The sequence below is a fragment of the Bradyrhizobium sp. CB82 genome, from assembly GCF_029714405.1.
Classification (GTDB): domain Bacteria; phylum Pseudomonadota; class Alphaproteobacteria; order Rhizobiales; family Xanthobacteraceae; genus Bradyrhizobium.
Genome location: NZ_CP121650.1, coordinates 7,174,309 through 7,199,066, shown reverse-complemented (window position 1 = coordinate 7,199,066; position 24,758 = coordinate 7,174,309). Strand labels below are relative to the sequence as shown.

The window sequence follows — 24,758 nt, the reverse complement described above, 5'->3', positions numbered from 1 at the left end:
GCTGCCGCGCGCGGCAGGCCAACTTGCTTTATGTTGAAATTGAGGGGGCGCCACAAAGGTAGGCGCTGCTTTCAGACTGCGATGCCTGCCGATGGCCTGATCGCTGCCCGTTCTGTCAACTGGCGACGTCGGCCCGTCCCATTGAAGGGGCAGCTCTTTGCAGACTACGCCATGTCACGTGCCCGAAAAAGAGGGCTCTCCGGGTTGTGACCGGAGGCCCGCGCTGGGAGCTCCTGCTGTTCCCGGAGTTTATGTCGCTTAGCCGATTGTTTGCGCGCAGCTGGATGGCTGGTCGCTGATGCAGCGCGACGGGCATGGTTGCCGATCAGTCTTACAAGGCTGCTATTTTGCTTCCAGCGTGTTGATCGGCGTCCAATCCGCTGGAGGCGGATTGAACGCAAGTTCGCTCGCCCGCTTCTCGAACAGCGCGGACGGCTGATCAATCGCCGCCACGCGACCGAACCATTCAGTCGCCTCAGCAAACTCACGTGCCCGCCAGCACTTCAACCCCTCGGCGTAGGCTGCGAGTGCCTTTATCTGTTCCACCGTCTTCGCGCCTCGCTCCGCAAGCGGCTCGTAAACCTTGATCGGCTCATCGCGCCCCTTGACCCTGATGGCATCGAGCTCGCGCCAGGCAAAGACGTCGGCGGTCTGCGCGACCGTCGTTTCGGACGCCATGATCGAGGTCGCGAAATACCTGTTGGCGCCTTCGAGGCGCGAGGCGACGTTCACGGTGTCGCTCATCACGGTGTAGTTGAAGCGGCGGCGCGAGCCGATATTGCCGACCACGGCCTCGCCGGTGTTGAGGCCGATCCGGTGCGCAAGGCTTTCGAAGGCGACGTGGCTGCGGTTGAGCTCGTCGAGCCGTGCGTTGCAGGCAAGCGACGCGCGGACGGCACTGCACGCGTGATCGGGATCGGCGACCGGGGCGCCGAACACGGCCACGATGGAATCGCCGATATATTTGTCGACGTAGCCGCCATGGCTTTCGATGACGTCGGTCATGGCGGAAAGATACTCGTTCATCAGCGCGACCAACTCGCCCGGCGTCATCTTTTCGGCGATCGAGGAGAACCCGGCGAGGTCCGAGAAAAACACGGTGACGTTGCGCATCTCGCCGCCGAGCGCCGGCATCCTGCCGGAGGCCACCATACCCTCGATGACCTGCGGAGCGAGGTAGAACGCAAAGCTCCTGCGCAGGAAACGCTCATCGCGGTCGGCGATCACAAAACGGTAGCCGATCATTATGGCGGCGGCGGCAAGGCCAGCCAGTACCGGCTCCGTGAGCGGAAGCGCCAATCCACGTACGAACAGGCTCACGGCGCAGGCGGTGTAGAGTACGCTCAGTGCGAGATAGGAAAGGAACGCCGCCGTCGGCACGAGCAGGCACGCCGCGAATGCGACGATCGTTGCGAAGAAGATCGCCACGATGCTCCGCAGCGGAAAGTCAAGCTCCGTCACCGCATCGCGTTCCATCAGGTTTCGCACCGCGGTTGCATGCACGAAAACGCCGGCGATCAAGCCAAGCGACGCTGGCGCCGGCGGCGATGAAGCGGGCAGGGCACATCGCGGCGCGGGTGCACCGTCGAACCTGCGCGACAATCGCATCGACGTCAGCTTGCGGTCTTCGGAATTAAGAACAGTGCCGAGGATCACCACCTTGCCGTCGAAGGCGCGGCGGAAGAACTCGCTGTCGCCCTTCTCGACGCAGGCGCGCAAGTCCGCGAACGAAAACGTCGGGACATCGCCGCCGGCGCCACGGAAGTTGAGGGTGAGCGTGTTCGGCACGGCGCTCGGGATCGCATAACCCGCAAATTTCGCTGTGCCGTCCGGCGCAAGCTCCAGTGTCGTGCCGAGCGCGCGCGAGGCTAGCTCGACGGCCATGCCGGGCACTCGTTTGCCGTCGACCGTGAACGCTAGGGGTACTCGCCGGATGACGTCGTCGAGATCGGTGTTGACGTTGAGCGCGTGAATATTGTTGCGTACCGCCAATTGCTGCGCGCGATCGGGAACTTCCGGCTGGACCTTGCTCAGGATCTGGCCGAGCACCAGCTTTCCGGCATCGGACTGCTGACGCAAAACGCGAAGAAAATCGCGGTCAAAACCCCTCATGCGCGCGCCGAGCGGCGCATCACCAAAGGGAATCTCCGATTGTTCGATCGAGCTTTGAAAGATGACGTCGAAGCCGACCACCTTGGCCCCGCCATCGACCACGGCGGTTAGCACACGCGCGATCTCGCGCGTCCAGGTCTGCGTTGGCGAGCCCTTGAACGGCGGCGTGTGATAGGTTTCGTCATCAATGGCGATGACGACGACGGGCGAGACGGCTCCATCGCGACGATCACCGAACAGCTTGGCGCGCAGAGCCGTCAAGATGTCGAGCGAAAGTCCTTGCAGCGTATTGAGAGGCGGCGAGGAGAAGACGGCGCCTGCGAGCAGCGCGATCGCGACCGCCGCAACGATGTCCCGCCTGCCGATCCCTCGCATCACCCCGTCGCGCGCCGCCTATTCGAGCCGCAGCAAGCGGCCGACGATCGGCGTCGCAGACGAGGTCGCGTGAGCGTCGACCTGGAAGGTGTAGCGCCGTGCGCCGAGGGTCGCGAGATAGGTGCCGCCGGGGGTCAGCGTCTTGCCGGCCTTTGCGAAGTCATAGAATTTGCCGGCGATCAGACCATCGCTCTTCAGCAGTACGGTGATGGTGGGCTCCTTGCCGTCCGTGCGCTCAATGACCAGCGTGCTGCCGCTCCTGGCCTGGATCAGCGGCGAGACCCCGTAGATCGTGGGCAGCTTTGCCGGCGCGCCCTTCGCATCAGAGCGCACGGTGCGGAAGGTGGTTGCCGCGCTCTGGTTGGCTTCGCGCTCGGAGAGCTGGGCGGCGTTGGCGTCGCAGGGCACCTTGACGCGCTGGACGTCACCGAGCTGCACCGAACTCTGCTCGGCGCCGACGAGGACGACCCCGCCGGTGATGGTCTCGCGCCAGCATGATTTGAGATAGCCCAGCACCAGCGTGCCCTTTGGGCCGAGTTTGATGATCTTGCCGGGCGCCACGTAGTCCATGAACTCGATGCCGTCGATCTTGCCCTGCACGTCCTCGACGATTGCGGCCGGAGTTTCGGCCCACGCGGGCGCCGCAAGGCACAACGCGCCGGTCATGGCACCGATCAGGCGTCTCATGAGCTTTCTCATCCAATTCAATAGGTCCCTGGCGTTCCCGCGTAGCAGGGGACGGCCGCACGAAATGTGACCAGAATCACTCATGCTATTGGTGCACTTTATTCGGGATTGGTTCAATGCGAAGCACGCAGGGCGTGATGCCGCCCGACCGGCCGGGAAGCCGATTTGGCGGCACCGTCAAAGCTGCCGATCGACGAGCTCGCCGACCGGCACGCCCAGAGTCTGCGACGGATACTCGCCGAACATCGCACGGTAAAAATGCGAGAACCGCCCGAGCTCGTAGAAGCCCTGCTGCATCGCGACGGTCGCCACCGTCGTCGTGCCGGGGATGCTTTCGCGCAGGATCGAGTGGATGGCGCACAGGCGCTTGTGGCGCAGGAAGGTCACCGGTCCCACACCGAACACTTCGTTGAAGGCGCGGTGCAGCGAGCGACGCGGCACGCCGAGCGCGACGCAAATCTCCGAGATATGCACCGGACGGGTCCCGGCTTCCTCCAGATAATCCTCGACCTTGCGGATGATTCGTCGCGCCGACGGCAAGCGTGCATTTCCGTCCGGTGGCAATGAGGACAGGATCGTCATACCCATGCACTCGGCGATCGATCGCTTCCAGAATTCGGCGGATGATGTGGAAAGGGCGCCGTCATGCGTGCCCAGCTGGAGCACGATCCGGCTCAGCCGGGACGCAGCGACGTGGCCGACGTCGAGATCGGCGCGAAAGTGCTTCTTGTGGCGCCAACTTTCGGGATCGGCAAGCCGCGGCTCGCCGCCGAAGATCGACGCGACCTCGTCGAGGTCGAGCCGCATCGCCGCATAGGCGGAGCCGCCGTGGAAGATGCCGTCATGCTCGACCAGCGGCGGCATGACCAGCACGTCGGTCGGCCGCATATCGAACGACCAGTGGTTGACCCGATCTTCGGCCGTCAGCAGCATGCCGACGATCAGCTTGTCGTCGCTGGAGATCCGCTGCGTCCGCATGCCAACATTGAAGGAGCCGATACTGAGCGAAAAGTCGCCGATGCCCACGTGAGACAAGGTGCCGCGGAGCCTGCCGCGCCCGAGCTGCATCACGTCGACATGCGTCCCGTGGACGGCCTGGTGCAGCCCTTCGAAACCGTCCAGCCTTCGCGAATCAACCAGTAGATGCGTCCCCATGTCGTCAGCGTGATGCCGAAGCGTGTTGATTCTGCGGCAAGTTGCAGTCCCGTCCCCATCGCGGCGGCGCGTCGAACTCCCCTCCGAAATTGAGGAAAATCTTCCTGTCTCCTATAGCGACGCGCTCGCCTATGCGCGCTGGGCGGGCAAGGACCTCCCGACCGAAGCGGAGTGGGAGTTCGCCGCCCGCGACGGCCTCGACGGTGAGGAAATTCGCCTGGGGCAACACGCTGACGCCCGGCGGCAGGCACATGGCCAATGTCTGGCAGGGAAGCTTCCCTGTCCAGAATCTCGGCGAGGACGGGTTTGAGCGTACCTCGCCGGTCATGGCCTTTCCTCCGAACGGCTACGGCCTTTACGACATGATCGGCAATGTCTGGGAGTGGACCTCGGACTGGTGGTCGCCACGGCATCACGCCGACGCAGCGAAGCCCTGCTGCATCCCGCTCAACCCTCGCGGCGGCCAGGAGGAGGCAAGCTACGATCCCTGCCAGCCCAACATCAAGATTCCGCGCAAGGTCCTGAAAGGCGGCTCCCATCTCTGCGCGCCGAACTATTGCCGCCGCTATCGCCCGGCCGCGCGTCATGCCGAGCCGGTCGACACATCTACGTGTCACGTCGGGTTCAGGTGCGTGGTGCGCCAGCGTGGCACGAACTAGCCGAGTGCAACTGGCCGCGTCGCCCGCAATGCTGCACAAAACATTAGAGGAGGCATCGTCATGAAGTTCTTTCGCGAACGAGTCCTCCCGGCCGTTCCGGAACGGCTTTCAGGCGTCGATCATCACCGTGTAGCCTTGGAGAATAGCCAGACGCTCCTCACTGGGCCCTACATTTTCTACGCGATCGGCGAGCCCGGCCAGTTGCGCACGCCGTTCAGGCAAGGGCGAACCGGCGTGATTGCTGCAGCGTTGCTCAACCGATTCGAGGAGATGCTGGCGGAGCAGCGGCTCGGGGAATCCGGACTGACCTTCCTCTTCATGACGCGGACCGGATCGTCGGTCACCCCGACATGCGCCGGCTCGAGGACAGGATCGCGCCCGGCAATGATCGCCGGCCGGCCAGGACGAGTGGATCATCCATGGGCAGGGTGGCGTCGGGCTGAAGCTTCGATGGCCGATCGCCTCGCCCGTGCGAGGAATCATTCGCTCAGCGTCGCTGAAACATTTGTAGGAAAGATTCGTCTATGAAACGGCCGAACGTACGTCGTTGCGAATCGTGGAGCAGGGCTGCGGTGGACGCCATCAGCGCCGGCGTGGATGTGATGCGCGGTGCCGCCCCCGCCACTTGAAACGGAAAGATGCGCGCAATTTGTTTGACCCGATTTGCGGAGCGTTAACCGTGGTCGAATGGCCGTGCGATCGGCCATTGTCGTGTCCCAGACTTGGTAGCAAATACGCGACATTCATTGCTGGTGTTTCCCATGCTGAAAGACGGCAAATACGCTGCATGGTTCAGGACCTCGCGTGGCCAGGGGACCGGGATCGTGCGCCTCGTCCAGGGCCGGATATCGGGCAGCGACAGCTTCTTCACCTACGGCGGCTCCTACCAGGTCGACCAGGATCGCTTCACTGCGGTGCTGACCACCCGCCGCCATGCCGATGGCATGCCGACGGTGTTCGGTCCCGACGAGGTCGAGGTCAATCTTTCCGGCATCTGCACTGGCGCGATGGCGACCTGTTCCGGACACGCCAACGAGGCGCCCGACGTGCTGTTCGAGGCGACACTGATCTACAGCCAGGATGAGGTGCCGGCGACGGACGCCAAATGCGCGGTCGTCAAGCTCAAGCCGGACAAGCTGCCGAAGGCGATGGACAGCCGTTCGCGCCCGCCTCCGCCGCGCGCGGCCGGACCGTCAAAGAGTCCGCTGGCCTGATGCTGTTTTTCGCGGCGACGAGATTGCCACGTCTCGCGAATATGCCGCTTCATGGAAAACTTCATCTTTTGGTCGTGACAGCAAAGCTACGTCGGATTTTTCTCACAGAGATCCGGGAAGCCCCATCGCGCCAAATCAAACTAAGTATCAAACGCCGATCCTCCAGGAAGCGATGATCGCGAGAGAGTGATCTGCTCGCGTATTTGAGAAATATATTTGACGAATACTGGTTGCCGCTTCTACACTCTTGACCAAAATAAGAGTGGAGGAAACAAATGCGGTGGCCTTTGGCATCGCGTAGTGTTGCTGTTCCGGCCGCCACTCCTCGCATCCCCTTCAATATCGCCAAGCCCAACCAGGAGCAGATCGTTCTCCTGATCACGATCGTGCTGCTGATCGTGTTCGGCTTCACGCTGAATGGCTTTGCAACCATTTCCAACCTGCTCAATCTGTTGCGAAGCATTTCCATCCTCGGCGTGCTTGGGCTCGGAATGGGGCTGATCGTGATCAGTCGCGGCATCGATCTCAGCGAAGTCGCGACTCTGGCGGGCTGCTGGGCGATCGGCCTGATCGAAATGCAACGCGGCATGCCGGTTGGAGGAGCTGTCCTGCTGGCGCTTTCGATCGCGCTCCTGATCGGTGTGATCAACGGCGTCATGGTTGCGTTCGTGGAGGCGCCGCCGTTGTTCGTGACGCTCGCGGCAGGCTTCGTCATCTATGGCCTCGCGTTCTGGCTCGCGCCGGCCTGGGTGGTCTATGCGCCGAAGGACGCACCGGGACTGATGTTCGCGGGCGCCGGGCGGCTGTTCGGCATTCCCGTCCCGATCCTGGTGTTCGCCGTCTCGGCGATCGCGATGCATCTGTTCCTGTCTCGCACTTCGATCGGCCGTTTCATCTATGCTCAGGGCGACAATCCGGAAGCGGCGCGGCTGACCGGCATTCCGTTGCGGCCGCTGATCGTTCTCGAATATGCGATGGTCGCGTTTCTCGCCTGGCTTGCCGGCCTGGTATGGGTCGGTACGACAGGCAGCATGCAGATGGCGATCACGCAGGGCACCATGATCTTCGACGTCGTGCTGGTTGTCGTGATCGGCGGCATCAGCCTGATCGGCGGGCGCGGCAGCGTGTTCTCCGTCGTGGTCGGCTGCATCCTGATCGGCACCCTGCTCAACGCCTTCACCATCATGGACGTCAACAGCGAAGTTCAGAATATCATCAAGGGCGTGGTGCTGCTCGCGGCCATCGTGCTCGACAATTTCCTGCATCCGCGGGATGAGGAGACGGCACGGCAGGGTGACTGACGCGGAATGCCGATCAACGGCATCCCGTCTCGACAATCAACAAACAAAGACGAGGAGGATCCCATGAATAGGAAGTTCTGGACGATCGCGGCGACAGGTGTGGCGCTTGCTGCGTTGCCGATGTTGGCAGCCGCGCAGGAGGAAGGCGGCACCAAGACCGCGCGCGAGCTTCGCGCATCCTACGACAAGTCGCTACAGGGAAAGACGATCGCATACCTGCCGATCGCGCTCGGCGTCCCTCTCTCCGATGAATGGGGTCGGGTGGTGCAGGAAGAGGCGGAGTGGCGCGGCATGAAGTTCATCGTCCGCGATCCCAACAACAACCCGTCGGCGATGCAGCAGGCCTTGACCGCGCTGGTCGACCAGAAGCCGGACGTGCTGATCGTGCAGAATCCGAGCGTCACGCTGCTGATGAAGGATCTGAAGCGCGCCGAGAGCCAGGGCACGCATGTCATCCAGATCAACATGTCCTCGAACTACAAGTCCGGCGCCTTCGTCGGCGCCGACTGGCGCGAGATCGGCAAGATGCTGGCGACCGAAGCGGTCAAGGCCTGCGGCGCCGGCACTGGCAAGTCCGGCAAGGTGCAAATCATCCAGGGCGAACTGACAGCGGCGGCCAGCGTCGACCAGGTCGGCGGCATCATGGAGGTGCTAAATAAGGATACCAACATCAAGGTGGTCTCGAACCAGGCCGCCAATTGGGACGCCAACACCGCGCTGAACATCACCGCCACCGTGATCCAGCAGCACCCTGATCTCTGCGCCTCGATCGGTTTCTGGGGCATCATGGAGTCGGGCGCGGCGCAAGCGATCCGCAACGCCGGCAAGATCGACGAGGTCAAGGTGTTCGCCTCAGGCGAGGGCTCCTCGCTCGACTGCGATCAAGTCAACTCTGGCAATTTCTACAAATTCCTGAGCTACAAGGCGACCGAGCAGGGTCACGACCTGATGTTCGCCGCCGAAACGCTGCTGATGCTCGGCGACAAGCCCGGCACCCGCAATCTCGAATTTTACACGCGGCCGATCTGGCTCGATAAGACCAACGCCTCCGGCGCCAACTGCTTCGCACTTCCCAAGAAGAGCTGACCTGAACGCCAGCCGGCGTGCGCCGTCGCACGCCGGCTGCTTGGGAGTTCCACGATCATGTCGACGATCGAAGCCTTTGCCGAGTCCCTCACAATGTCGGCGCGGCGGTTCTCGCCCCGCCTGCTGCTGTCCGAGCTTTTGCTGAAGCAATGGTTCGAGCCGGTCGTGCCGTTCACCGTCATGATCGGCCTGTGGCTCTATTTCGCGCTCACGATTCCCGATTACGCCTCGTTGCAGAACACGTTGTCGCTGCTTAGGCTATTCGCCGAATTCGGCTTCGTGGCGCTCGCCATGGGATTTTGCCTGATCAGCGGCGGTATCGATCTGTCGGTCGGTGCGATCTTCGCGCTGTGCAATTTTACCGCGCTGTTCTTCCTGGTGGTGATGGAATGGCCGGTCGGTCTCGTCGTGGTGGCGACGCTGGTCGTCGGCGCCGCGCTCGGCAGTATCAACGGCTTCCTGATCGGCTTTCTGAAGACCCGGCCTTTTCTCACCACGCTGGTGACGCTGATCATTCTCCGCGCCTCGGTCAATCTTCTCAACACCGGCTACGCCCAGGTGTTCGCCACCAACTCGGTCGACAGCGATGCCTGGGATTTCATCGGCACTGGCAGCATGCTCGGCATTCCCGTCAATGCGGCGACGCTGTTCGTCGTGCTGCTCGTTTGCCACATCTTCCTGTCGCGCTCGCGCTATGGCTGGCATCTGACCGCGATCGGCGCGAGCCGCAAGGCCGCACGGCACGCCGGCATCCGCGTCCGCCTGATGCTGTTCCTGACCTATGTGCTGTCGGGCACGCTGTGCGCGGCGAGCGGCATCTTCTACGCTGCGCGGCAGGCGAGCACGGACTCCACGACCGGCGTGGGCTGGGAATTCCAGGCGCTGACCGCGGTCGTGCTCGGCGGCATCTCGCTCGCCGGTGGCAAGGGCACGGTGTGGCGGGCGATGATCGGGGCGTTGATCATCTTCCTCCTCATCAACGGCCTCGTGCGGATGGGCATTCCCGGCTACGTCACCTCGGCAGTGACGGGCATGATCCTGCTCGCCGCCGTCGGCGTCGACGTCAAATGGTCGAAGAACCGCGGCAAGGCGATCCAGAAGATCTATGTGAACCCCGCCTATGTGGCGTTGGCGCCGGCGCCTTCGGTGCAACCGGGTGCAGCATCGCCCTATGCCCAGAACGAACGGCTGATCAATGCGCAGGCGATCGGGCTCGACCAGGTCGAGGGGCCGGAAGACGTCATCGTCGACCGTCAGGGCCGGGTCTACGGCTCGACCCGCGACGGCAACGTGATCCGCTTTTCCGGGCCGAATTTCGAGACGCGCGAAGTGTTCGCCCATATCGGCGGCCGGCCGCTCGGCATGCAGTTCGACCGTGACGAAAATCTGATCGTGGCGGTAGCCGGCATGGGCGTCTACGGTATCGCGCCAGACCAGCGCGTATTCAAGGTCACCGACGAGACCAACCGCACCTGGTACAAGCTCAACGACGACTCGCGCCTGCGCATGGCCGACGACCTCGACATCGCGCCCGACGGCAAGATCTATTTCAGCGACTGCACCACGCGCTACGAGATGACGACCAACACTCTCGACATCCTCGAAGCACGTCCCAATGGCCGCGTGGTCTGCTACGATCCCGCGACGAAGACGACGCGCACGGTCATCAACCATTTCTATTTCCCGAACGGCGTTTGCGTCTCCCATGACGGCAAGTCGGTGCTGATCGCGAGCACCTCGCTCTGCAAGGTCTTCCGCTACTGGATCGACGGGCCGAAGAAGGGCAAGACCGAAATCCTGATCGACGAACTGCCTGGCAACCCCGACAACATCAATCGCGCCTCTGACGGCGCTTACTGGCTGGCGCTGGTCGGTATCCGCACGCCAACCTTCGATCTATCCGTACGCAAGCCGGGCTTCCGGCTGCGCATGGTCAAGCAGGTGCCTGCCGACGAGTGGCTCGCGCCGGCGCTGAACCATGGCTGCGTGCTGAAGTTCAACGAGCAGGGCGAGGCGCTGGAATCCTGGTGGGATCCGACCGGCATCTCGCATTCGACGCTGACCTCGATGCGCGAGCACAAGGGCTATCTCTATCTCGGCGGGCTCGAGAACAACCGCATAGGCCGCATCAAGCTCGACGGTGTCGACGAGAGCTGGACCGGCTACGACGCCTATTGGGGCGACAAGAGCAGGGCGGCGAGGTAGCGATGGGATTTTTCAATCACCTCCTGCGCGACATCCGCAGCGTCATCGATCGCGATGGCGGCCAGAACGCGATCCCGCCGCTCGATGGTGCGCTCAGCCCCAACGACCGGCTCGATGGCTGCACGGCGATCGGCGAGCCCTTGCCCGGCGTCGACGACGTCGTCGCGGCCGCGGACGGTGCAATCTACGTGTCTGCTGGCAAGCGGGTCCTGAAGCTCTCGAGCGATGATCTGTCGACACGGACGCTGGTTGCCGAGTTCGAGGGCGAGGCGGGTGGGCTCGCAATCCACCCGGATGGGCGGCTGCTGGTTTGCGTCGCCGGGCGTGGTCTCGCCGCGATTGATCCGGCCAATCCCAGCCCGCGCTGGCTGGAGACTGTCGACGGCCGCGCTCTCGTAGGTCTGCTGTCGGTCACAGCGGCGCCGGACGGGCGCGTCTTCGCGGTCGAGGGCTCGACCGGCCGCACACCGGAGCAGTGGCGGCGCGATCTGATGGAGAAGCAAAGCAATGGCCGACTGATCGTCTGTGCAGCAGACCTTGGGAACGCATCCCTGCTGTTGCGCGATCTGCCGTATCCCTATGGCGTCACGGTCTCGGCCGACGGTGGCAGCCTGTGGCTGACCGAAAGCTGGGCCCATCGCCTCCGCCGCTTCCCGCTGAGGGCCAGTGGCCTGGGGCAGGGCGAGGTCATTGCCGGCAATCTGCCGGGCTATCCTGCAAGGCTGCATCCAGACGGCAGTCGGGGCTTCTTCCTCGGCCTGTTCGCGCGGCGCACGCATCTCATCGAGTTCGTGCTGAAGGAAGACGATTTCCGCGAGGAGATGATGCGCGCGATGCCGGAGAACTACTGGATCGCGCCGGCGCTTGCCGGCGGCGCCGACTGCCTGGAGCCGATGCAGATCGGCGGTGTCAAGGCGCTCGGCATCCAGAAACCATGGGCCCCGCCGCGCTCCTACGGATTACTCGTGCATCTCGACGTCGACGGCGAGGCGGCCGACAGTCTGCACAGCCGCGCCGGCGGCCGCTTCCACGGCATCACGGCTGCCTGCAAGACGCGCCAGGGCGTAGTGATCGCCGCACGCGGCACCGGCTGTCTTCTGCTCCATTCGGGAGAACTCAGATGAGCGACGGCGCGAATCTCGCCAACGGCGCGGCTGAACCCGTCCTCGAGATCATCGGTGGCAGCAAGATCTATGGCGGCGTGCACGCCATCGAAGGCGTCAATTTCAACCTCTATCCCGGGGAGGTGCATGCGCTGGTCGGCGAGAACGGCGCCGGCAAATCAACGCTCTGCAAGGCGATCGCGGGTGCGATTGGGCTCACCTCGGGCGAGTTCCGGCTCGATGGCAAGCCCGCCAATTTCGAGCAGCCGCGCGATGCTCTGAACGCCGGCATCTGCATGGTCTATCAGGAGACGAGCCTGGTGCCGACCATGACCGCGGCGCAGAACATCGAACTCGGCAACGAAAAGCTCCTGACGCGCTTTCGCACGCTGAACATCCAGGCCCAGCAGCTCCTGCAATCGCTCAACTTCCACGTCGATCCCGCAACGCCCGTCGCGATGCTTGGCACCGCCAAGAAGCAGATGGTCGAGATCGCGCGCGCGATCTACAACAAGGCGCGCATCATCATCTTCGACGAGCCGACCGCATCGCTGACGCCCGAGGAGATCGTGCATTTCTTCCATCTGGTGCGGGAGCTGCGCGCCCGTGGCGTGTCGATCATCTACATCTCGCACGCGCTGGAAGAATCGCTCCAGATCGCGGATCGCATCACGGTGCTGCGCGACGGCAGGCTGGTGATCACCGCGCCGGCAAAACAGCTCACGCGCGATAGCCTGGTGCAGCACATGGTCGGCCGCGAGGTGGCGCAGGCCGTCTATGGCCGCAAGGAGAAAACCCACCAGCGCCGCGAAAAGGTGCTGACGGTCGAGAACGTCACCATGGGCATGGCGGTGAAGAACATGTCGTTTTCGGTCTATGCCGGTGAGGTCGTCGGTATTGCGGGCTTGATCGGCTCGGGGCGCACCGAGATCGCAAAAGTCATCTACGGCGCGCTGAAGCGGAACCTGATCAATGGCGGCACTATTCGCCTGCGCGGAAAGCCGATCCGCTACCGCGTGCCGCGGCAGGCGATCAACGGCGGCATCGCCTACATCACCGAGGACCGCAAGGCCAACGGCTTCTTCGAGACCATGGTGGTCGATGACAATGTCTATCTCGGCAAGCTCGCCACCAAGAAGGGTTTTAGCTTCCTCTTGTCGCGCGCAAGGCGCGGCAAGCTTGCCAACTATTGGGTCGAGCGTCTCAAGATCAGCGCGCTTCAGCGCAAGGCAAAGATCATCGAGCTGTCCGGCGGCAACCAGCAGAAGGTGGTGCTGGCCAAGACGCTGGTGCAGGATCCCTCGATCATCATCTTCGACGAGCCAACGCGCGGCGTCGATGTCGGCACCATTCCGCACATCCATGCCGAGATCAGACGGCTCGCCGACGAGGGCAAGGCGGTGGTCGTGATCTCCTCCTACCTGCCGGAGGTGCTCGCGGTCTCCGACCGCATCCTGGTCGCCCGCACCGGGCGCATCGTCGCCGAGTTCGACGCGGCGGAAGCGACGCAGGACAAGATCCTCTACGCAGCAGTGCATTGAGGTGCGTGACGACAAAGCTGCTTCAAGGCTCTCCGATCGTCGTCGCATGCCGCAGCCGGCACGTCATCGGCTGGTGCCAACGATTGGAACACGAGACAAGCCAAGACGACGATCAGCATGGCCATCTAATTTGCGGAGTTGCCGGTCATCTTAGCCGCGCCTGTCAGCTGCCCGGCAGTTCCACCCGGGAGTAGATCACATAGCTCCTCCGAGTGATCCGCCGGCCTCCGGCGTTCGCGGCGGGCGATCCGAGCTTCTGACGCGAGAGGAGGGCGACAAGCGCGGGGTGGCTTGAGGTGTCCTCCGATCCCAAAGGAAGGCATGGTCGACGCCAGGCCAAGCGGACATGATGCCTTCGAATCAGGCATAAATCTGCTGCCGGAATTTCACGTTGCCGCGGGTGTTCAACCTGAACAGGTCGAAGCACAATACGACCTGGAGGTTGGGGAGGATGTCATGAAGAAAGCCGTTTGTCTGGCAGGTGCAATGTTCTTGGGTGCGACAGTTTTGGGCACGACGGCCAGCGCCGAGGTGATCAAGCTGACAGCCGAGCTCAAGGGCAGCAACGAGGTGCCGCCGAATAGCAGTTCCGGCTCCGGCAAGGCCGAGGCGACCTTCGATACCGACAGCAAGGTCCTGACTTATGCGGTCACCTATTCAGGCATGACCGGGCCTGCGGTTGGCGCGCATTTCCACGGCCCTAGCGAGCCCGGCAAGAACGCCGGCATCGCGCTGCCGCTCAAGTCGGCACAGAGTCCGATCCGGGGCACAGCCACGCTCTCGGATGCACAGGCCGCGGATCTCCTGGCAGGCAAGTGGTACGCGAACATCCACACCGCGGCGAATCCGGGGGGCGAACTCCGCGGGCAGATGGCGAAGTAGACGCTCGGCACTCTGCGAAGGGCGCCAGACGCCGTTGCGGTTCCTGCCTATTGCTGGCGAGCAATCCCGAGCTCTTTCTGGAGCTGCGGGGTGAGGCCCATGGCGCCCTCGGTCCGGCCTTTGCCGGTTCCGACATCTCGCGTGCTCGACGAGGTGGTCGAAGTTGACGTCGCAGGCGTCATCGACGAACCCGCCGGAGCGCGATATCCGCTGCGGATTCCGTTCGGAGAGGTATTTTGAGCCCACGCATTTCCACCGGCAAACAGCGAAGCAGCCAAAAGCGCCGTTACAATTCTTGTCATGAGCGGCATCTCTCCGCAATGTCCGCCGGAGAATAGGCCGTCGAGACGTCATCCGGCAAGTCTGCTACCGACCAAGTCTGCTACCGACCAAGTCTGCTACCGACCAAGTCTGCTACCGGCCAACTCTGCTACCGACCAAGTCTGGTATCGACCAAGTCTGTTGCCGACCAGTTCTTCTGTTGAGTCGTCTTCGCGAGGCGCTGGATCAGGAGCGTGACCGGGGCAAGAACGCCAACACGGTTTGCGCAATGCTGACCCCGACGACGCCGCCGGCCGCCTTCTGAATGACGTCGAAGAATGCCGCATCCCGGTCGGGCCGCAGCGCTTGCAGGAGTTCGAGCGAAATGGCGACGCCGACCACGAGCAGGCAGGGCTGGACGAAGCGACCGGGCAACAGGAAGGCCAGCAGGAAGCCCAAGACGCCGTAGGCGCTGAAGCGTTCGATCACGACGACCCAATAGGCTTCGTGATGGCCGATCAGCACAGGCCGTCCCGCCAGCGCGGCGAGAGTGGCGTAGACAATGAGCGCGAGGCAAATGCCCGTTGCGGCGATGAGCTTGTTCCGGGTCATGCCCTACCATAGAGCAACGGGAGATACGGCTGCCGCAAAAGCTGCCCGTATCGTTAAGATGTCGTGCTCCCGGAACATGGCTGCGCTCGCCGATTTGATGAACCGTCGTTTCAAGCATGCCGCGCGTCTATGCTACGAGGGAGGCCTCGGTGGTTGCACCATCAGACGCGGTTTGCCGGCGCCGTGCGTCTAGAAGCGCCATGAACCGGGCGAACGGCAATGGCGCGGCGACGAGATAGCCCTGGCCCTCCTCGACACCGCAGGAGATCAGCGCGCGGACTTGCTCCTCTGTCTCGATGCCTTCGGCAACCACTGTCATGTGCAGGTCGCGCGCGAGCTGGACCAGCATCTCGACGATCGTCGTGGTCGACGCATCCACCGTGATGGTGTCGACGAAGAACTTGTCGATCTTGATGGTGTTGGCGCCCAATCCCTTCAGTCGCGAAAGGCCGCTGTGGCCGACACCGACGTCGTCGATGGCGACGCGGAAGCCGTAGTCGCGCAGTTCGCGCACCACGGACGCCGCGCGCGCGAGATCGTCGAGCTCGTCGCGTTCGGTCACCTCGACCACGATCTGCCGCGCCGAGACCATTGCCGCCAGAACTGTGCTGCGCAACGTGTCGACGAAGCCGGCACTCAAGAGATGTTCTGGCACGACGTTGAACGACAGTTTGAAGTCCTTGTCCGCTTTCATGTGCGGCTGCAGGTCGGCAAGCGCGCTACCCAGGATATGCCAGGTCATGCCCTGGATGCGCCCGCTGGATTCAGCAAGCGGGACGAAATTCATCGGCGGCACCACCGAGCCGTCCTCGCGCAGCCAGCGCGCCAGGATCTCGCAGCCGATGATCCGGCCGGTGCGTAGCGCGAAGATCGGCTGGAAATACGGCTTGAACTCGCTGCGCGCGAGGCCACGGTCGAGATCGGCGACCGGACCCTCCGTGCGCCGGGTTTTGGACAGCAGGATGCCGAAGAGCACGCCGAGCGCGAGAGCGAGCGCCATCGCCGGCCAATAGACTTCCGAATTCCACGTCGACAGCACCGCGCGCTCGACGCGAATGGTGGTGCGAAGGGGATAGCGCGCCGAGCTCTTGTCGAAATCGGTGGCCTCGCGCAGCGCCTGGTCGGCGTCGAGCGTGAACTCACCGAGCTTCTCGCCATTGCTCAGCGCGAGCAGCACCTCGCTGTGCGCGCGCAGTTCGGCCGGCATGATGTCGAACAGGCTCGAATTGACACCGAGGATCGCGACCAGCGCCTTCCCGCGGTCGATGTCTCGGAGCACGCCGAGCGCGTCACCGCCGAACTGCTCGACGCGGAACAGGAGCAGTCCCGCATCGCGTGATCCCAGCATGTCGGCGCGGTCGACCCAGCCCTTGTCGAATTCCAGCGTCTCCGAATAGGCCGAACAGATCACCGAGCCGTCGGCATTGACGAGGCGAACGTCCTTGATCGCGGAATGCTGGTAGACGTGGAGGCGGATCGCCTGGAGCGAAGCGGAGCTGCAATCGGCAAGTCCGCGGCCCGCGAGCTCGTCGAGGCTCGCGGCGGCAAAGTCGATCGCGAACTCGGAACGGCGCAGCACCACCTCGGTCAATTCGTCGAGCTGGCGCGCCTGCTGATGGCGGATGAAGCTCGTCGCGGCAAGGTGGCCCGCCAGCACAAAGAGCAGCGTGCTCGCGAGCACGAGCGCAATGAAGGAGATAGGCGGCCGCACTGGTTTCATCCGGTCCGCGAGGGGTTAAAAGAGGATGACCGGAATCCTACCTTCCGAGGCGCTAAGATAAGGTTTAAGCCGTCCAGAGCGGCCCACAGCCAAAGGTTGAGACCGCCTGAATCGAGCCGCTATTCCGAAAGAATTCCGGAACCGGCCCGTCGGCCCCAGTTCTTCTTGGCGGACTTGGACTTGAGCGACAGACCAAGCCGCAACGCCATGCGTTTGATCGCGTCGGGTGACCGTCCCAGCTGCTTGGCCGCCTCTTCCAAGGTGATTGAAGACTTGGCTAGCTCCATTAACCGGCGGTCTTCCTTGAACGACCAGGGCTTGCGGGGCATGACGAAAACGATCCTCTCAGCGTCGACGCAACGACAAAGCCGCCAAGCGACCCATGTTCGCTCGACGGCTTTGCTTGGGTGGGGCCGGGCCTTGGGGAAGCCCGGTGCTGAGATGGATAAGTGATTGGCGAAAACTCGCAACAAAGACCGCGGATTAAGCTAACTGCTCAACCTTACCGCGACGAACTTGGCGCGCGCCGCACCGTACAACCACGGGAGTTTCGCTAGCCGAGGCCGCACTTAGCTGATCAGGCTGCGGCGCAGCGCGGCAATGCCTGGCGCGACCGCATCCGGTTCGACGAAGCGTAGCTGGCCCGGGTCACATCTATTTCAAGGGGTGAGCCTTCTGGTGCCATGCCCAGGCGGTGCGGATGATCGTGGGCAAGTCGGAGTGATGCGGCACGAAATTAAGGACTTTGCGCGCTGCCGAGGGATCGGCGACCAGGTAGGTGGGATCGCCCGGCCGCCGCGGTTTGATCACGTGCGGCACCTCGCGGCCGGTCTCCTGCTTGATGGCGGAGAGGATTTGGCGCACCGAAAACCCGGCGCCGGTGCCGAGATTGAAGCTGCCGCCGACATGTCCTTCGAGCAAGAGCTTCAGCGCAGCAAGATGTGCGGCGGCAAGATCGGTCACGTGGACATAGTCGCGGATGGCGGTGCCGTCCGGCGTGTCATAGTCGTCGCCGAACACCGCAAAATCGCCGACATGGCCCTGCAGCGCCATCATCGCGCGCGGGATGAGATGTGTCTCGTTGTCGCGTAGTTCGCCAATGCCGCCGGCGGGATCGGCGCCGCTGGCGTTGAAGTAGCGCAGACAGAACGCGCCGAAGCCGTAGGCCGCGCGATAGTCGGCGAGCATGCGCTCAATCATCCATTTTGAGGCGCCGTACGGATTGATTGGGGCGCAGGCGAAGTCTTCCGGCAGCGCCTTGCTATCTGCGTTACCATAGACGGCACCGGTCGAAGAGAACACGATGCGATGGCAGCCGGCATTGCGCATGGCCTTCAATAGCGACAGCGTGCCCTCCACATTGTTGATGTAGTACTTCTGCGGATCAGCGACGGACTCGCCGACCAGGCTAGCAGCCGCAAAATGCATCACCGCCGAAATATTCTGATCGGCGAAGGCCCTCGCAAGCGTTGCTTCATCCAAGAGGTCGCCGTTGACGAACGGGCCCGACACGAAGCGGCGATGTCCGGTGGAGAGATTGTCGTAGACGATGGGCTGATAACCGGCCGCAGCCAGGGCGCGACAGGCGTGTGAGCCGATATAGCCGGCGCCTCCCGTAACGAGGACAGTTGGTCGGTTGGTCATTTCGTCTCCGCGGCTTGGCAGTGGAAGAATATTTTGAATCGAGCCTTGATAGTGTGCACGGACCGGGGTGGTCAAATCGCTCCCGTCCATTAGCCTTAATCTTCACCGGGTTTGGCAGCATGTGAGCGTCGATCCGGCCTAATGGCGCTGAATTGATGGCCGGCCAAATTGCCTGCATGTTCCGGATCTTGGGCTCCGATCGATGACGCAAGGACGTATTCACTGCACACCCGATCGAAAATCAAATCCAGTTCTGCGCGCACAGCGCTTTGCTGTCATCTCCAAAGAATCACGTTGCGTTTCTTCGAGACAACTCGCGTCACGAGATCGTCGAATTCGTTTTGCTAGTCTCGCAAAGAACCAGTGAATATCGACATGCTGCACAGAGCTCTAACGGCATTGCCGCCTATAAAGATCAGACAGCGGGCATTCGAAGGCGCATTTTTCAGCGCGACGCTGATTGCGATGGCAGGCTGGGTCTATCTCATTACGCTGTTGCTGGCGAAATTGTTCCTCTGGCTCCTCGGTTAATGTGACTCGAAGTTCATTTCGCAGGCAGAGCGCTGCCAAAAGAATTTTCGAGCGAGGCAAGAATTTTCAGCGACGTTCATCATGATGTCGTCACAACTGCACGATGAGAATGGCACGAATGAACAGGGTATCCGGGGAGATCGAAACGTTCCGCAAATGGAAAGATTGCGATGGCGCCGGTCCTGATCCTGCTCTTGATCTTCTTCGCTGGTTTCGGCCTTGGTTATGCGATGCGTGCGTGGCGATCTCGTAAGCGTCGCGAGCGCCAGCGGCTTTACGCCCCCTATGATCCCTCCCGTTCTCGGGCGGCTGCGCCGCTGGCTAGCACCCGACGGGCATTTTGAGGGACGACAATCCTGGCCTGGGAGCTGTGCGTGCGATGATCATCGGGAGTAACCAAGGCGGGTTAGGTTAAATCGCGCCCGCCGTTGTTCGGTCGGCAGTCGGTAGCTAGGTTGTAGCTAGGTTGGATACGAATTTTGCAAGCATTTGATTGCCGTTCGTGTTGCGTTGACTGAGGTCTTACGTGATGATCTGGCCGATTGCCGCTCGTGGATGCTCCGCTTTTTGTCAGGGCCTGTGGTCGACGTCTCGACGCGCTGACCGGTCCCTGGATCGCGAATGAGGCGCGCGCTGTGACTAGCCTGAGGAAAAACGCCCCGCGTCGGTACTTTGTCGATGAGGTGGGAAGACGCGTCTTGATCGGCCTGACGCACGAAGAGACATTCGAATTCGAGCGGCTTGACGGCCAGCCGGCCTTCCACCATGAAGGCAGGCAGGCCGCACACGATCAAGGGGGCCCGTGGGTGGCCAGCGGCGAAGAGCGCTGGCTGGAGCTCTACGCCAAACATGAAGGCGCCTGGAAGGCCTGGGTGGCACAAAGCCGGGCAGAGCGGGACGAAAGGTTTAGCCTTTATTAACCATGCCGGACCATTTTCTGGTCTGGCGCTTCAAACCGGAAAATGCACGCATGTTCCAGCTGTTCTTGCGGGCTCGTACCCACAATTTCCTGAGGGATCGCCTGGGCGGCGAGGCGTTCCGGGCCCGTTCACCTGAGCGGGATGCCGAGACCGACCGGACTCGCATCGAAGTCATCATGGAGGCCATCGAGTACGCCTTGCAGGCGGCCGAGCGCGAACAGGCCGGATTGAATCGGCGCGTTGAGGACGTCCTCGCGCGGGCTGCGGTGACCATCGGGAATGGCGACGACGAGTACCTCGAGCGGGAAGCGCTCGACAGCCACCATCAGGATCTGTTCGACAAGGAGATCCAGAACGGCCAGCGCAGGCTCAAGGAGCTCGGCTCCTCGATTGCGCATTTCAAGTTCTTGAAAGCGGCGATGCTGAGCCGGTTTCCGGAATACCGGCCGATGGCCGGCAACAATTAGGCGTTCGATTTGAAGGAGCGAGGCAAGTGTCGGTCAGGATTACGCGCAGAGCGCTCGGATTGGCATTCGTCCTGATGTTAGTCGCGCCCGCGACCGCTTCAGCGGTCACTGCCGAAGTGGCCCGTGCGTGCGACGCGGCTGTAGCCAAGGCCTTTCCACCGCGCCAGATCGGCAATCCTGCTGCAGGCAGCACCAAGGGAACGGGCAAGCAGCAGCGCGACTACTTCAACAAATGCGTTGAGAACAATGGCAAGGTCGACGATGCGCCGGCGGATGCGTCCAAGGATAACAAGCCGAGCAAGTAGTCATCTTCTCGGCGGCGGGCAGGGCGAGTAGAACGCGCCGTTCGTCGCATTGATGCGTTCGACGCACTGGTTGGGATCGGTCACGTCGCCGGCGACGGTGAAGTCATAGCCCATGCCTTTGACCACTACGATGTAGCGGCCCGGGGCGAGCGTGAAGCCGTCCTGTTCCGGCTGCAGCAATAGCATCCTCGGCTGATCCTCGACCGGGCTCACCTTGTAAGGGAATGACATGCTGCGGATGACCCAGGAATCGCCTGCGTTGACCATCGCCGCCTTCCCTGTCGCATCGACGCCCATGGCACGCGATACTTTTGCAACGACTCGGACTTCATTGCCGCTGGCGTCGATGCCTCCGTCGGGCCTGAACACGATGAACTTGACATCCCCACTGGTTACCGTGGTCGCGCTTGGCGTGGTGATCGCGGCCGAAATTGCCACCCGACGATCGGGGATCTTGCCGGGCACCATCTTAAGCTCTTGAAGCTGGCCATCGCTTAGGACGTAGACGCCAAATGCGATTGGCAGAGGCATCGCGGGGCGCGCAGGCTGGGGCGCTTCTTTTGGTATGTCCGCAAGCCGCTCGGCAGTTTCGCTCGCGCGCGGCGGCGGTACTGGTTGAGGCTGCGCAGCCGTCGAGGAACGCTGCGATAACTCTGCGAATTGTGTTCTGACCCGCGGCCAATACGCGATCACGGCGCCAACAATCACAACGAGCAGGAGGATGGCGGCCGGTCGAATGATGGAGTTGAAGGTGCCTGCGCTTTTGGCGCGATCAGCTGGCGCTATGGGCAATGACGTGACGGGACGGCTCGACTCTGCTTCGAGGTTCGGAAGCGAAGGCGGAAAATCTGTGGTGATGGGGAGCGGTTGAGATGCGACAGACGGCGAAGCGGGAGCGGCGCGCGCAAAGGACCGTTCGACCTCTCGAATGGCGCGGTCCAGGACCTGCAGGGTCTGGCGAGACTCGCTAGCGTCTGCGTGCGTGAACTGTTCCAATAGCTTGATGCGGGCAAGCTCATAGACCATCTGCCGCATCTGCTCGGGGTCGCTTGAGATGGCGCGGACCTGTGCCGAAAGGACGCGGGCGAATTCGGCCCGCATCGCCTGCGTCTTCGGGGTCATATCCGCGGTATCGCCGGGGTCGGTCATCAAGGCCGATCAAGTAGCTCGGAAAATACGGTTTCGCTAGGTGCTTGCAGACAAACGGCGCATCGGCAGTTGAGTATCAGCAAGGATTAGGTCCGCGATGGCGCTTGCTTTTGCGCGAAAACCTGTGACATTCCGCAAAATTTCTCTGTTCCGGTGCTTGACCATGCGCGGCGTCATCGCAGCTTTCACGCTTTCGGCCTTCCTGGTGCAGCCTGCCGTCGCGCAAGGCGTGAAGGATCCGGCCAACTTTCCCGGGAAAAGCGCCCAGGACAGCAAAAAGGCGCAGAGCGCCCAGGACCCGTCGAGGCCGACGACTATTCGGAACTTTGCGACGGGGAGTTTGCCTAGCGGAATGGCAGCGCAACGGGTTTGGAAAGATGGCAAGCTTACCACAATTCCCCGTTACTGAGCCGTAAGGGAACGATGGGCTGCCCCGGGACGTTCTCGCTCGGGAGACGCGCTATGAAACGCTTGGCTTTGATCGCAGTCGCGCTTGTCGGGCCTGCCGGTGCCTGGGCTCAAGGGGTCAATGACCCCTCAACGCCCAACCGCAACGTGATCATCGTCAACCCGTCTCAGCCTGCGCCTCCGAACGCCACTCCGAATATTCCGAGCCGCATCGAGGCGCCACTTACCAGGGGTGCTCGTGCCCAGCCCTGGCGCGGAAGCAGCACGCGAGGGAGCGCCTCAAGTCGGCGGTAACGCGCGAGTCACTGATTGTTCGGCGTCATCCTGCCGCCGGCAGAAGTAGCTGCGAAACGCAGCCCACCACATGAGTTGAAACGCAAAGTTTGCCCGTGCGTGGGGAGGACAGGGTCAGCTCGAGACCCAGGCGGACGTGCACCTTGTCCGCGGGCACCCATTCAAGAGGAGCTGTGACGTTGCAGACCGCTCGGCACGCCGGTCCTGTTCTCGCGCAGGGACGACACGGATTCCGGACTATTGCCGCTGTCGCCCTTGCCATCGGATTTTTCCAATCTGTGCCCGCCTGCGTAGCGCAAGACGAACTCGGGCCAACCGTCAACGACTATCTCTCTCCGGGGCCACCCGAGCCCTCGCGCGACGAGTGGCGGCAACGGGTTGAAGAGGCAAAGCGGCGGGCAAAGGACATCGCTCGCGAGCGCAGCGATCATCGAGAACTCTATGCACCGACCCCAGAGGACCCCGACATCGTCGCAAGCGAGCGTGTCCTCAACGACGAAAGCCTGCAGCGCGGCGACATCATCACGACCAAGAAGGGCACATTTGTCTATCAGGGCAGATCGGACCAGCCGCGGCGTGAGGGCGATTTCGTGCCGATTGAGCCAGGATCCAGGCGCTAAGATCCGATTTGAATTGACTAATACTTCTTCAGCAACGCGTTGAACTTGGGATCGATGGTTTGGGTGGCGTCGAGCAGAAGCGACTTCCCTTCTGGCGATGCTTGCACATAAACCGCAACCAACGGCGCATCGAAGCGTGCGCGGCTCGCAAGCACCAACCGAATGTCGGATTGCGCCAGGAGCCGAATCTCCTCGTCAGATGCAGCCGAGGTCGATGTCACGGTCTGAAGCCTGGAAAATGCTACGTCCACCGGGACCGCGCCGGTCAAATAGGACATCTTCAGCGATGCTGTCGCCGGGGCGCGCATTTCGGCTTTCAGCGTGCCAAGTGCCAGCCAAAGCGCGGGTCTGACGGGAGAGATCTTAAGTGCTGCAGTCACGGCGTCCTGCGCCGATTTGTTCTCCGCGGCCCGACCGCTTGCATCGCTGGCGGGATGATGGATGACCTGAGCTGTCATCCGCGCCGCGTCGCTTGCTAGCAAGTCGCCGTCAAACGACACCAGCCGCGCAAAGCTGCCAGACGATGCGTTGGCATTTGTCGCCGCGAGGGGACCTGCGAACACATCGCTGGCGCGGAATCTCAGCAGCGTGAGATCGCCATAGAGGCTCACCCCGGCATAAAGGATCAGCGTCGCTGCAACGGAGATACCAAGGCCGCGAAGCCAGTTCGTCGGGTGCATAGGAACTCTAAAAGCCAATTCTGCGGCGGGCCGGAATGCCATGCTTTGAGGGCTAGATCGCAAGCAGACTATCGCCCTGGATCGTCAATAGCGTCAAGTTGCCCGTGGCATAGGCGCCGGTGTCGATGTTGATGCGGTTCGGCCGGATATCCGGCGCGCTGACCGGCGTGTGGCCGTGGACGACATATTTTCCGAAGCGCTCCTCGGAGGCGAGGAATTCGTCGCGAATCCAGAGCATGTCTTCATCGCGTTGTCGCTCCAGCGGGACACCCGGCTTTACGCCAGCGTGGACGAAGAAGAAGTCGCCGCAGGTGAAGGAGGAGGGGAGCTGCTGCAGGAACGCCAGATGCTCGGGCGGGATTGCGCGCTTGAGCCCCTCGATCAACTCGACCTGCTCCTCCGCGGATGGATTCATGGTCGGCGTGATCCCGTAGGAGACCAGTGTGAGCAGGCCGCCATAGTGGCGCCATTCCTGCAATCGGGCCGGGTCCTTCAACACCTCGAGCAGGAAGACCTCATGATTGCCTTTCAAGCAGACGGTCTCATGGGTCCTCGAGCGTTCGATCAAGAGGTCGAGCACCCCACGCGAGTCAGGACCGCGGTCGACATAGTCGCCAAGGAAGACCTGGATGGCGCGTACGGGCGCTGAGCGTGCGAGATCGGCATCGATCACGGTTAACAGCGGTTGAAGCAGATCAGCGCGGCCATGCACGTCTCCGATCGCATAGACGCGGACGCCATCGGGAAGCCGGGGCTTGGTCTTCTTACGAAAGCGTCTGGAAAGGCCCATTGGGTCGGTCGAATCGCTTGTTTCTTAAAGTCGCGCA

23 protein-coding genes and 1 pseudogene are annotated in these 24,758 nt (G+C 62.5%); 14 read left to right on the top strand and 10 right to left on the bottom strand.

All coding sequences use genetic code 11. The features are described 5' to 3' along the window. Positions 1–342 precede the first annotated feature (342 nt). From QA640_RS34795 to QA640_RS34785, 3 genes are all read right to left on the bottom strand, one after another. The gene (locus tag QA640_RS34795) at positions 343–2,487 is read right to left on the bottom strand and encodes an adenylate/guanylate cyclase domain-containing protein (protein ID WP_283037314.1); all 2,145 of its coding nucleotides are present in this window, start codon (positions 2,485–2,487) and stop codon (positions 343–345) included. Between the two features lie 18 nt (positions 2,488–2,505). Next, a complete protein-coding gene (locus QA640_RS34790; protein ID WP_283037313.1) occupies positions 2,506–3,174 on the bottom strand; it encodes a hypothetical protein in 669 nt (222 codons plus the stop codon). 177 nt (positions 3,175–3,351) lie between these two features. Then, positions 3,352–4,329 carry a helix-turn-helix domain-containing protein gene (locus QA640_RS34785; protein ID WP_283037312.1) on the bottom strand — a complete coding sequence of 326 codons (978 nt, stop codon included), beginning with the start codon at positions 4,327–4,329 and terminating at the stop codon, positions 3,352–3,354. 106 nt (positions 4,330–4,435) lie between these two features. Here QA640_RS34785 and QA640_RS34780 point away from each other — a divergent pair. The 8 genes and pseudogenes from QA640_RS34780 to QA640_RS34745 all read left to right on the top strand — a co-directional run. Continuing rightward, a pseudogene (locus tag QA640_RS34780) lies at positions 4,436–4,988 on the top strand (SUMF1/EgtB/PvdO family nonheme iron enzyme); the annotation flags it as partial. Between the two features lie 761 nt (positions 4,989–5,749). Beyond that, a complete protein-coding gene (locus QA640_RS34775) occupies positions 5,750–6,202 on the top strand; it encodes a hypothetical protein (RefSeq protein WP_283037311.1) in 453 nt (150 codons plus the stop codon). Positions 6,203–6,477: 275 nt separating this feature from the next. Continuing rightward, positions 6,478–7,503: an ABC transporter permease gene (locus QA640_RS34770; RefSeq protein ID WP_283037310.1), complete on the top strand. Its 1,026-nt coding sequence runs from the start codon at positions 6,478–6,480 to the stop codon at positions 7,501–7,503. Between the two features lie 63 nt (positions 7,504–7,566). Beyond that, positions 7,567–8,589 carry a sugar ABC transporter substrate-binding protein gene (locus QA640_RS34765; protein ID WP_283037309.1) on the top strand — a complete coding sequence of 341 codons (1,023 nt, stop codon included), beginning with the start codon at positions 7,567–7,569 and terminating at the stop codon, positions 8,587–8,589. Between the two features lie 57 nt (positions 8,590–8,646). Then, positions 8,647–10,794, top strand: a complete 2,148-nt coding sequence (locus QA640_RS34760) for an SMP-30/gluconolactonase/LRE family protein (protein WP_283037308.1) — start codon at positions 8,647–8,649, stop codon at positions 10,792–10,794. A gap of 2 nt (positions 10,795–10,796) precedes the next feature. After that, positions 10,797–11,918, top strand: coding sequence for an SMP-30/gluconolactonase/LRE family protein (locus QA640_RS34755; RefSeq protein ID WP_283037307.1), 1,122 nt, complete (start codon positions 10,797–10,799; stop codon positions 11,916–11,918). Next, positions 11,915–13,438 (top strand): sugar ABC transporter ATP-binding protein, encoded by a 1,524-nt coding sequence (locus QA640_RS34750; protein WP_283037306.1) that lies wholly within the window; start codon positions 11,915–11,917, stop codon positions 13,436–13,438. The genes QA640_RS34755 and QA640_RS34750 overlap by 4 nt, the downstream gene beginning before the upstream one ends. A gap of 456 nt (positions 13,439–13,894) precedes the next feature. Further along, positions 13,895–14,320 carry a CHRD domain-containing protein gene (locus tag QA640_RS34745; RefSeq protein ID WP_283042974.1) on the top strand — a complete coding sequence of 142 codons (426 nt, stop codon included), beginning with the start codon at positions 13,895–13,897 and terminating at the stop codon, positions 14,318–14,320. Between the two features lie 507 nt (positions 14,321–14,827). Here the strand turns inward: QA640_RS34745 and QA640_RS34740 are convergent. From QA640_RS34740 to galE, 4 genes are all read right to left on the bottom strand, one after another. Continuing rightward, positions 14,828–15,193 carry a VanZ family protein gene (locus QA640_RS34740; RefSeq protein WP_283037305.1) on the bottom strand — a complete coding sequence of 122 codons (366 nt, stop codon included), beginning with the start codon at positions 15,191–15,193 and terminating at the stop codon, positions 14,828–14,830. 127 nt (positions 15,194–15,320) lie between these two features. Continuing rightward, positions 15,321–16,913, bottom strand: a complete 1,593-nt coding sequence (locus tag QA640_RS34735; protein ID WP_283037304.1) for an EAL domain-containing protein — start codon at positions 16,911–16,913, stop codon at positions 15,321–15,323. 119 nt (positions 16,914–17,032) lie between these two features. Continuing rightward, positions 17,033–17,242, bottom strand: coding sequence for a hypothetical protein (locus QA640_RS34730; protein ID WP_283037303.1), 210 nt, complete (start codon positions 17,240–17,242; stop codon positions 17,033–17,035). A 325-nt stretch (positions 17,243–17,567) separates the two neighbouring features. Further along, positions 17,568–18,557, bottom strand: coding sequence for a UDP-glucose 4-epimerase GalE (gene galE / locus QA640_RS34725; RefSeq protein ID WP_283037302.1), 990 nt, complete (start codon positions 18,555–18,557; stop codon positions 17,568–17,570). A 363-nt stretch (positions 18,558–18,920) separates the two neighbouring features. On the opposite strand from galE, the gene QA640_RS34720 reads away from it, so the two are divergent. From QA640_RS34720 to QA640_RS34705, 4 genes are all read left to right on the top strand, one after another. Then, the gene (locus tag QA640_RS34720; RefSeq protein WP_283037301.1) at positions 18,921–19,088 is read left to right on the top strand and encodes a hypothetical protein; all 168 of its coding nucleotides are present in this window, start codon (positions 18,921–18,923) and stop codon (positions 19,086–19,088) included. Positions 19,089–19,786: 698 nt separating this feature from the next. After that, positions 19,787–20,008: a hypothetical protein gene (locus QA640_RS34715; protein ID WP_349253655.1), complete on the top strand. Its 222-nt coding sequence runs from the start codon at positions 19,787–19,789 to the stop codon at positions 20,006–20,008. 50 nt (positions 20,009–20,058) lie between these two features. Next, entirely contained in the window at positions 20,059–20,475 is a 417-nt protein-coding gene (locus QA640_RS34710) for a hypothetical protein (protein ID WP_283037300.1), read from the top strand. Positions 20,476–20,534: 59 nt separating this feature from the next. After that, complete coding sequence (locus QA640_RS34705) at positions 20,535–20,780, top strand: hypothetical protein (protein ID WP_283037299.1); 246 nt, start codon at positions 20,535–20,537, stop codon at positions 20,778–20,780. Here the strand turns inward: QA640_RS34705 and QA640_RS34700 are convergent, their stop codons facing one another. Further along, positions 20,781–21,248 (bottom strand): hypothetical protein, encoded by a 468-nt coding sequence (locus QA640_RS34700; RefSeq protein ID WP_283037298.1) that lies wholly within the window; start codon positions 21,246–21,248, stop codon positions 20,781–20,783. A gap of 778 nt (positions 21,249–22,026) precedes the next feature. On the opposite strand from QA640_RS34700, the gene QA640_RS34695 reads away from it, so the two are divergent. Continuing rightward, entirely contained in the window at positions 22,027–22,338 is a 312-nt protein-coding gene (locus QA640_RS34695) for a hypothetical protein (protein WP_283037297.1), read from the top strand. A 571-nt stretch (positions 22,339–22,909) separates the two neighbouring features. After that, on the top strand, positions 22,910–23,251 hold the full coding sequence (locus QA640_RS34690) for a hypothetical protein (protein WP_283037296.1): 342 nt from the start codon (positions 22,910–22,912) through the stop codon (positions 23,249–23,251). A gap of 17 nt (positions 23,252–23,268) precedes the next feature. Here the strand turns inward: QA640_RS34690 and QA640_RS34685 are convergent, their stop codons facing one another. Both QA640_RS34685 and QA640_RS34680 read right to left on the bottom strand, forming a co-directional pair. Beyond that, on the bottom strand, positions 23,269–23,931 hold the full coding sequence (locus QA640_RS34685) for a hypothetical protein (RefSeq protein WP_283037295.1): 663 nt from the start codon (positions 23,929–23,931) through the stop codon (positions 23,269–23,271). A gap of 52 nt (positions 23,932–23,983) precedes the next feature. Further along, positions 23,984–24,721 carry a metallophosphoesterase family protein gene (locus tag QA640_RS34680; protein ID WP_283037294.1) on the bottom strand — a complete coding sequence of 246 codons (738 nt, stop codon included), beginning with the start codon at positions 24,719–24,721 and terminating at the stop codon, positions 23,984–23,986. Between the last annotated feature and the right edge of the window lie 37 nt (positions 24,722–24,758).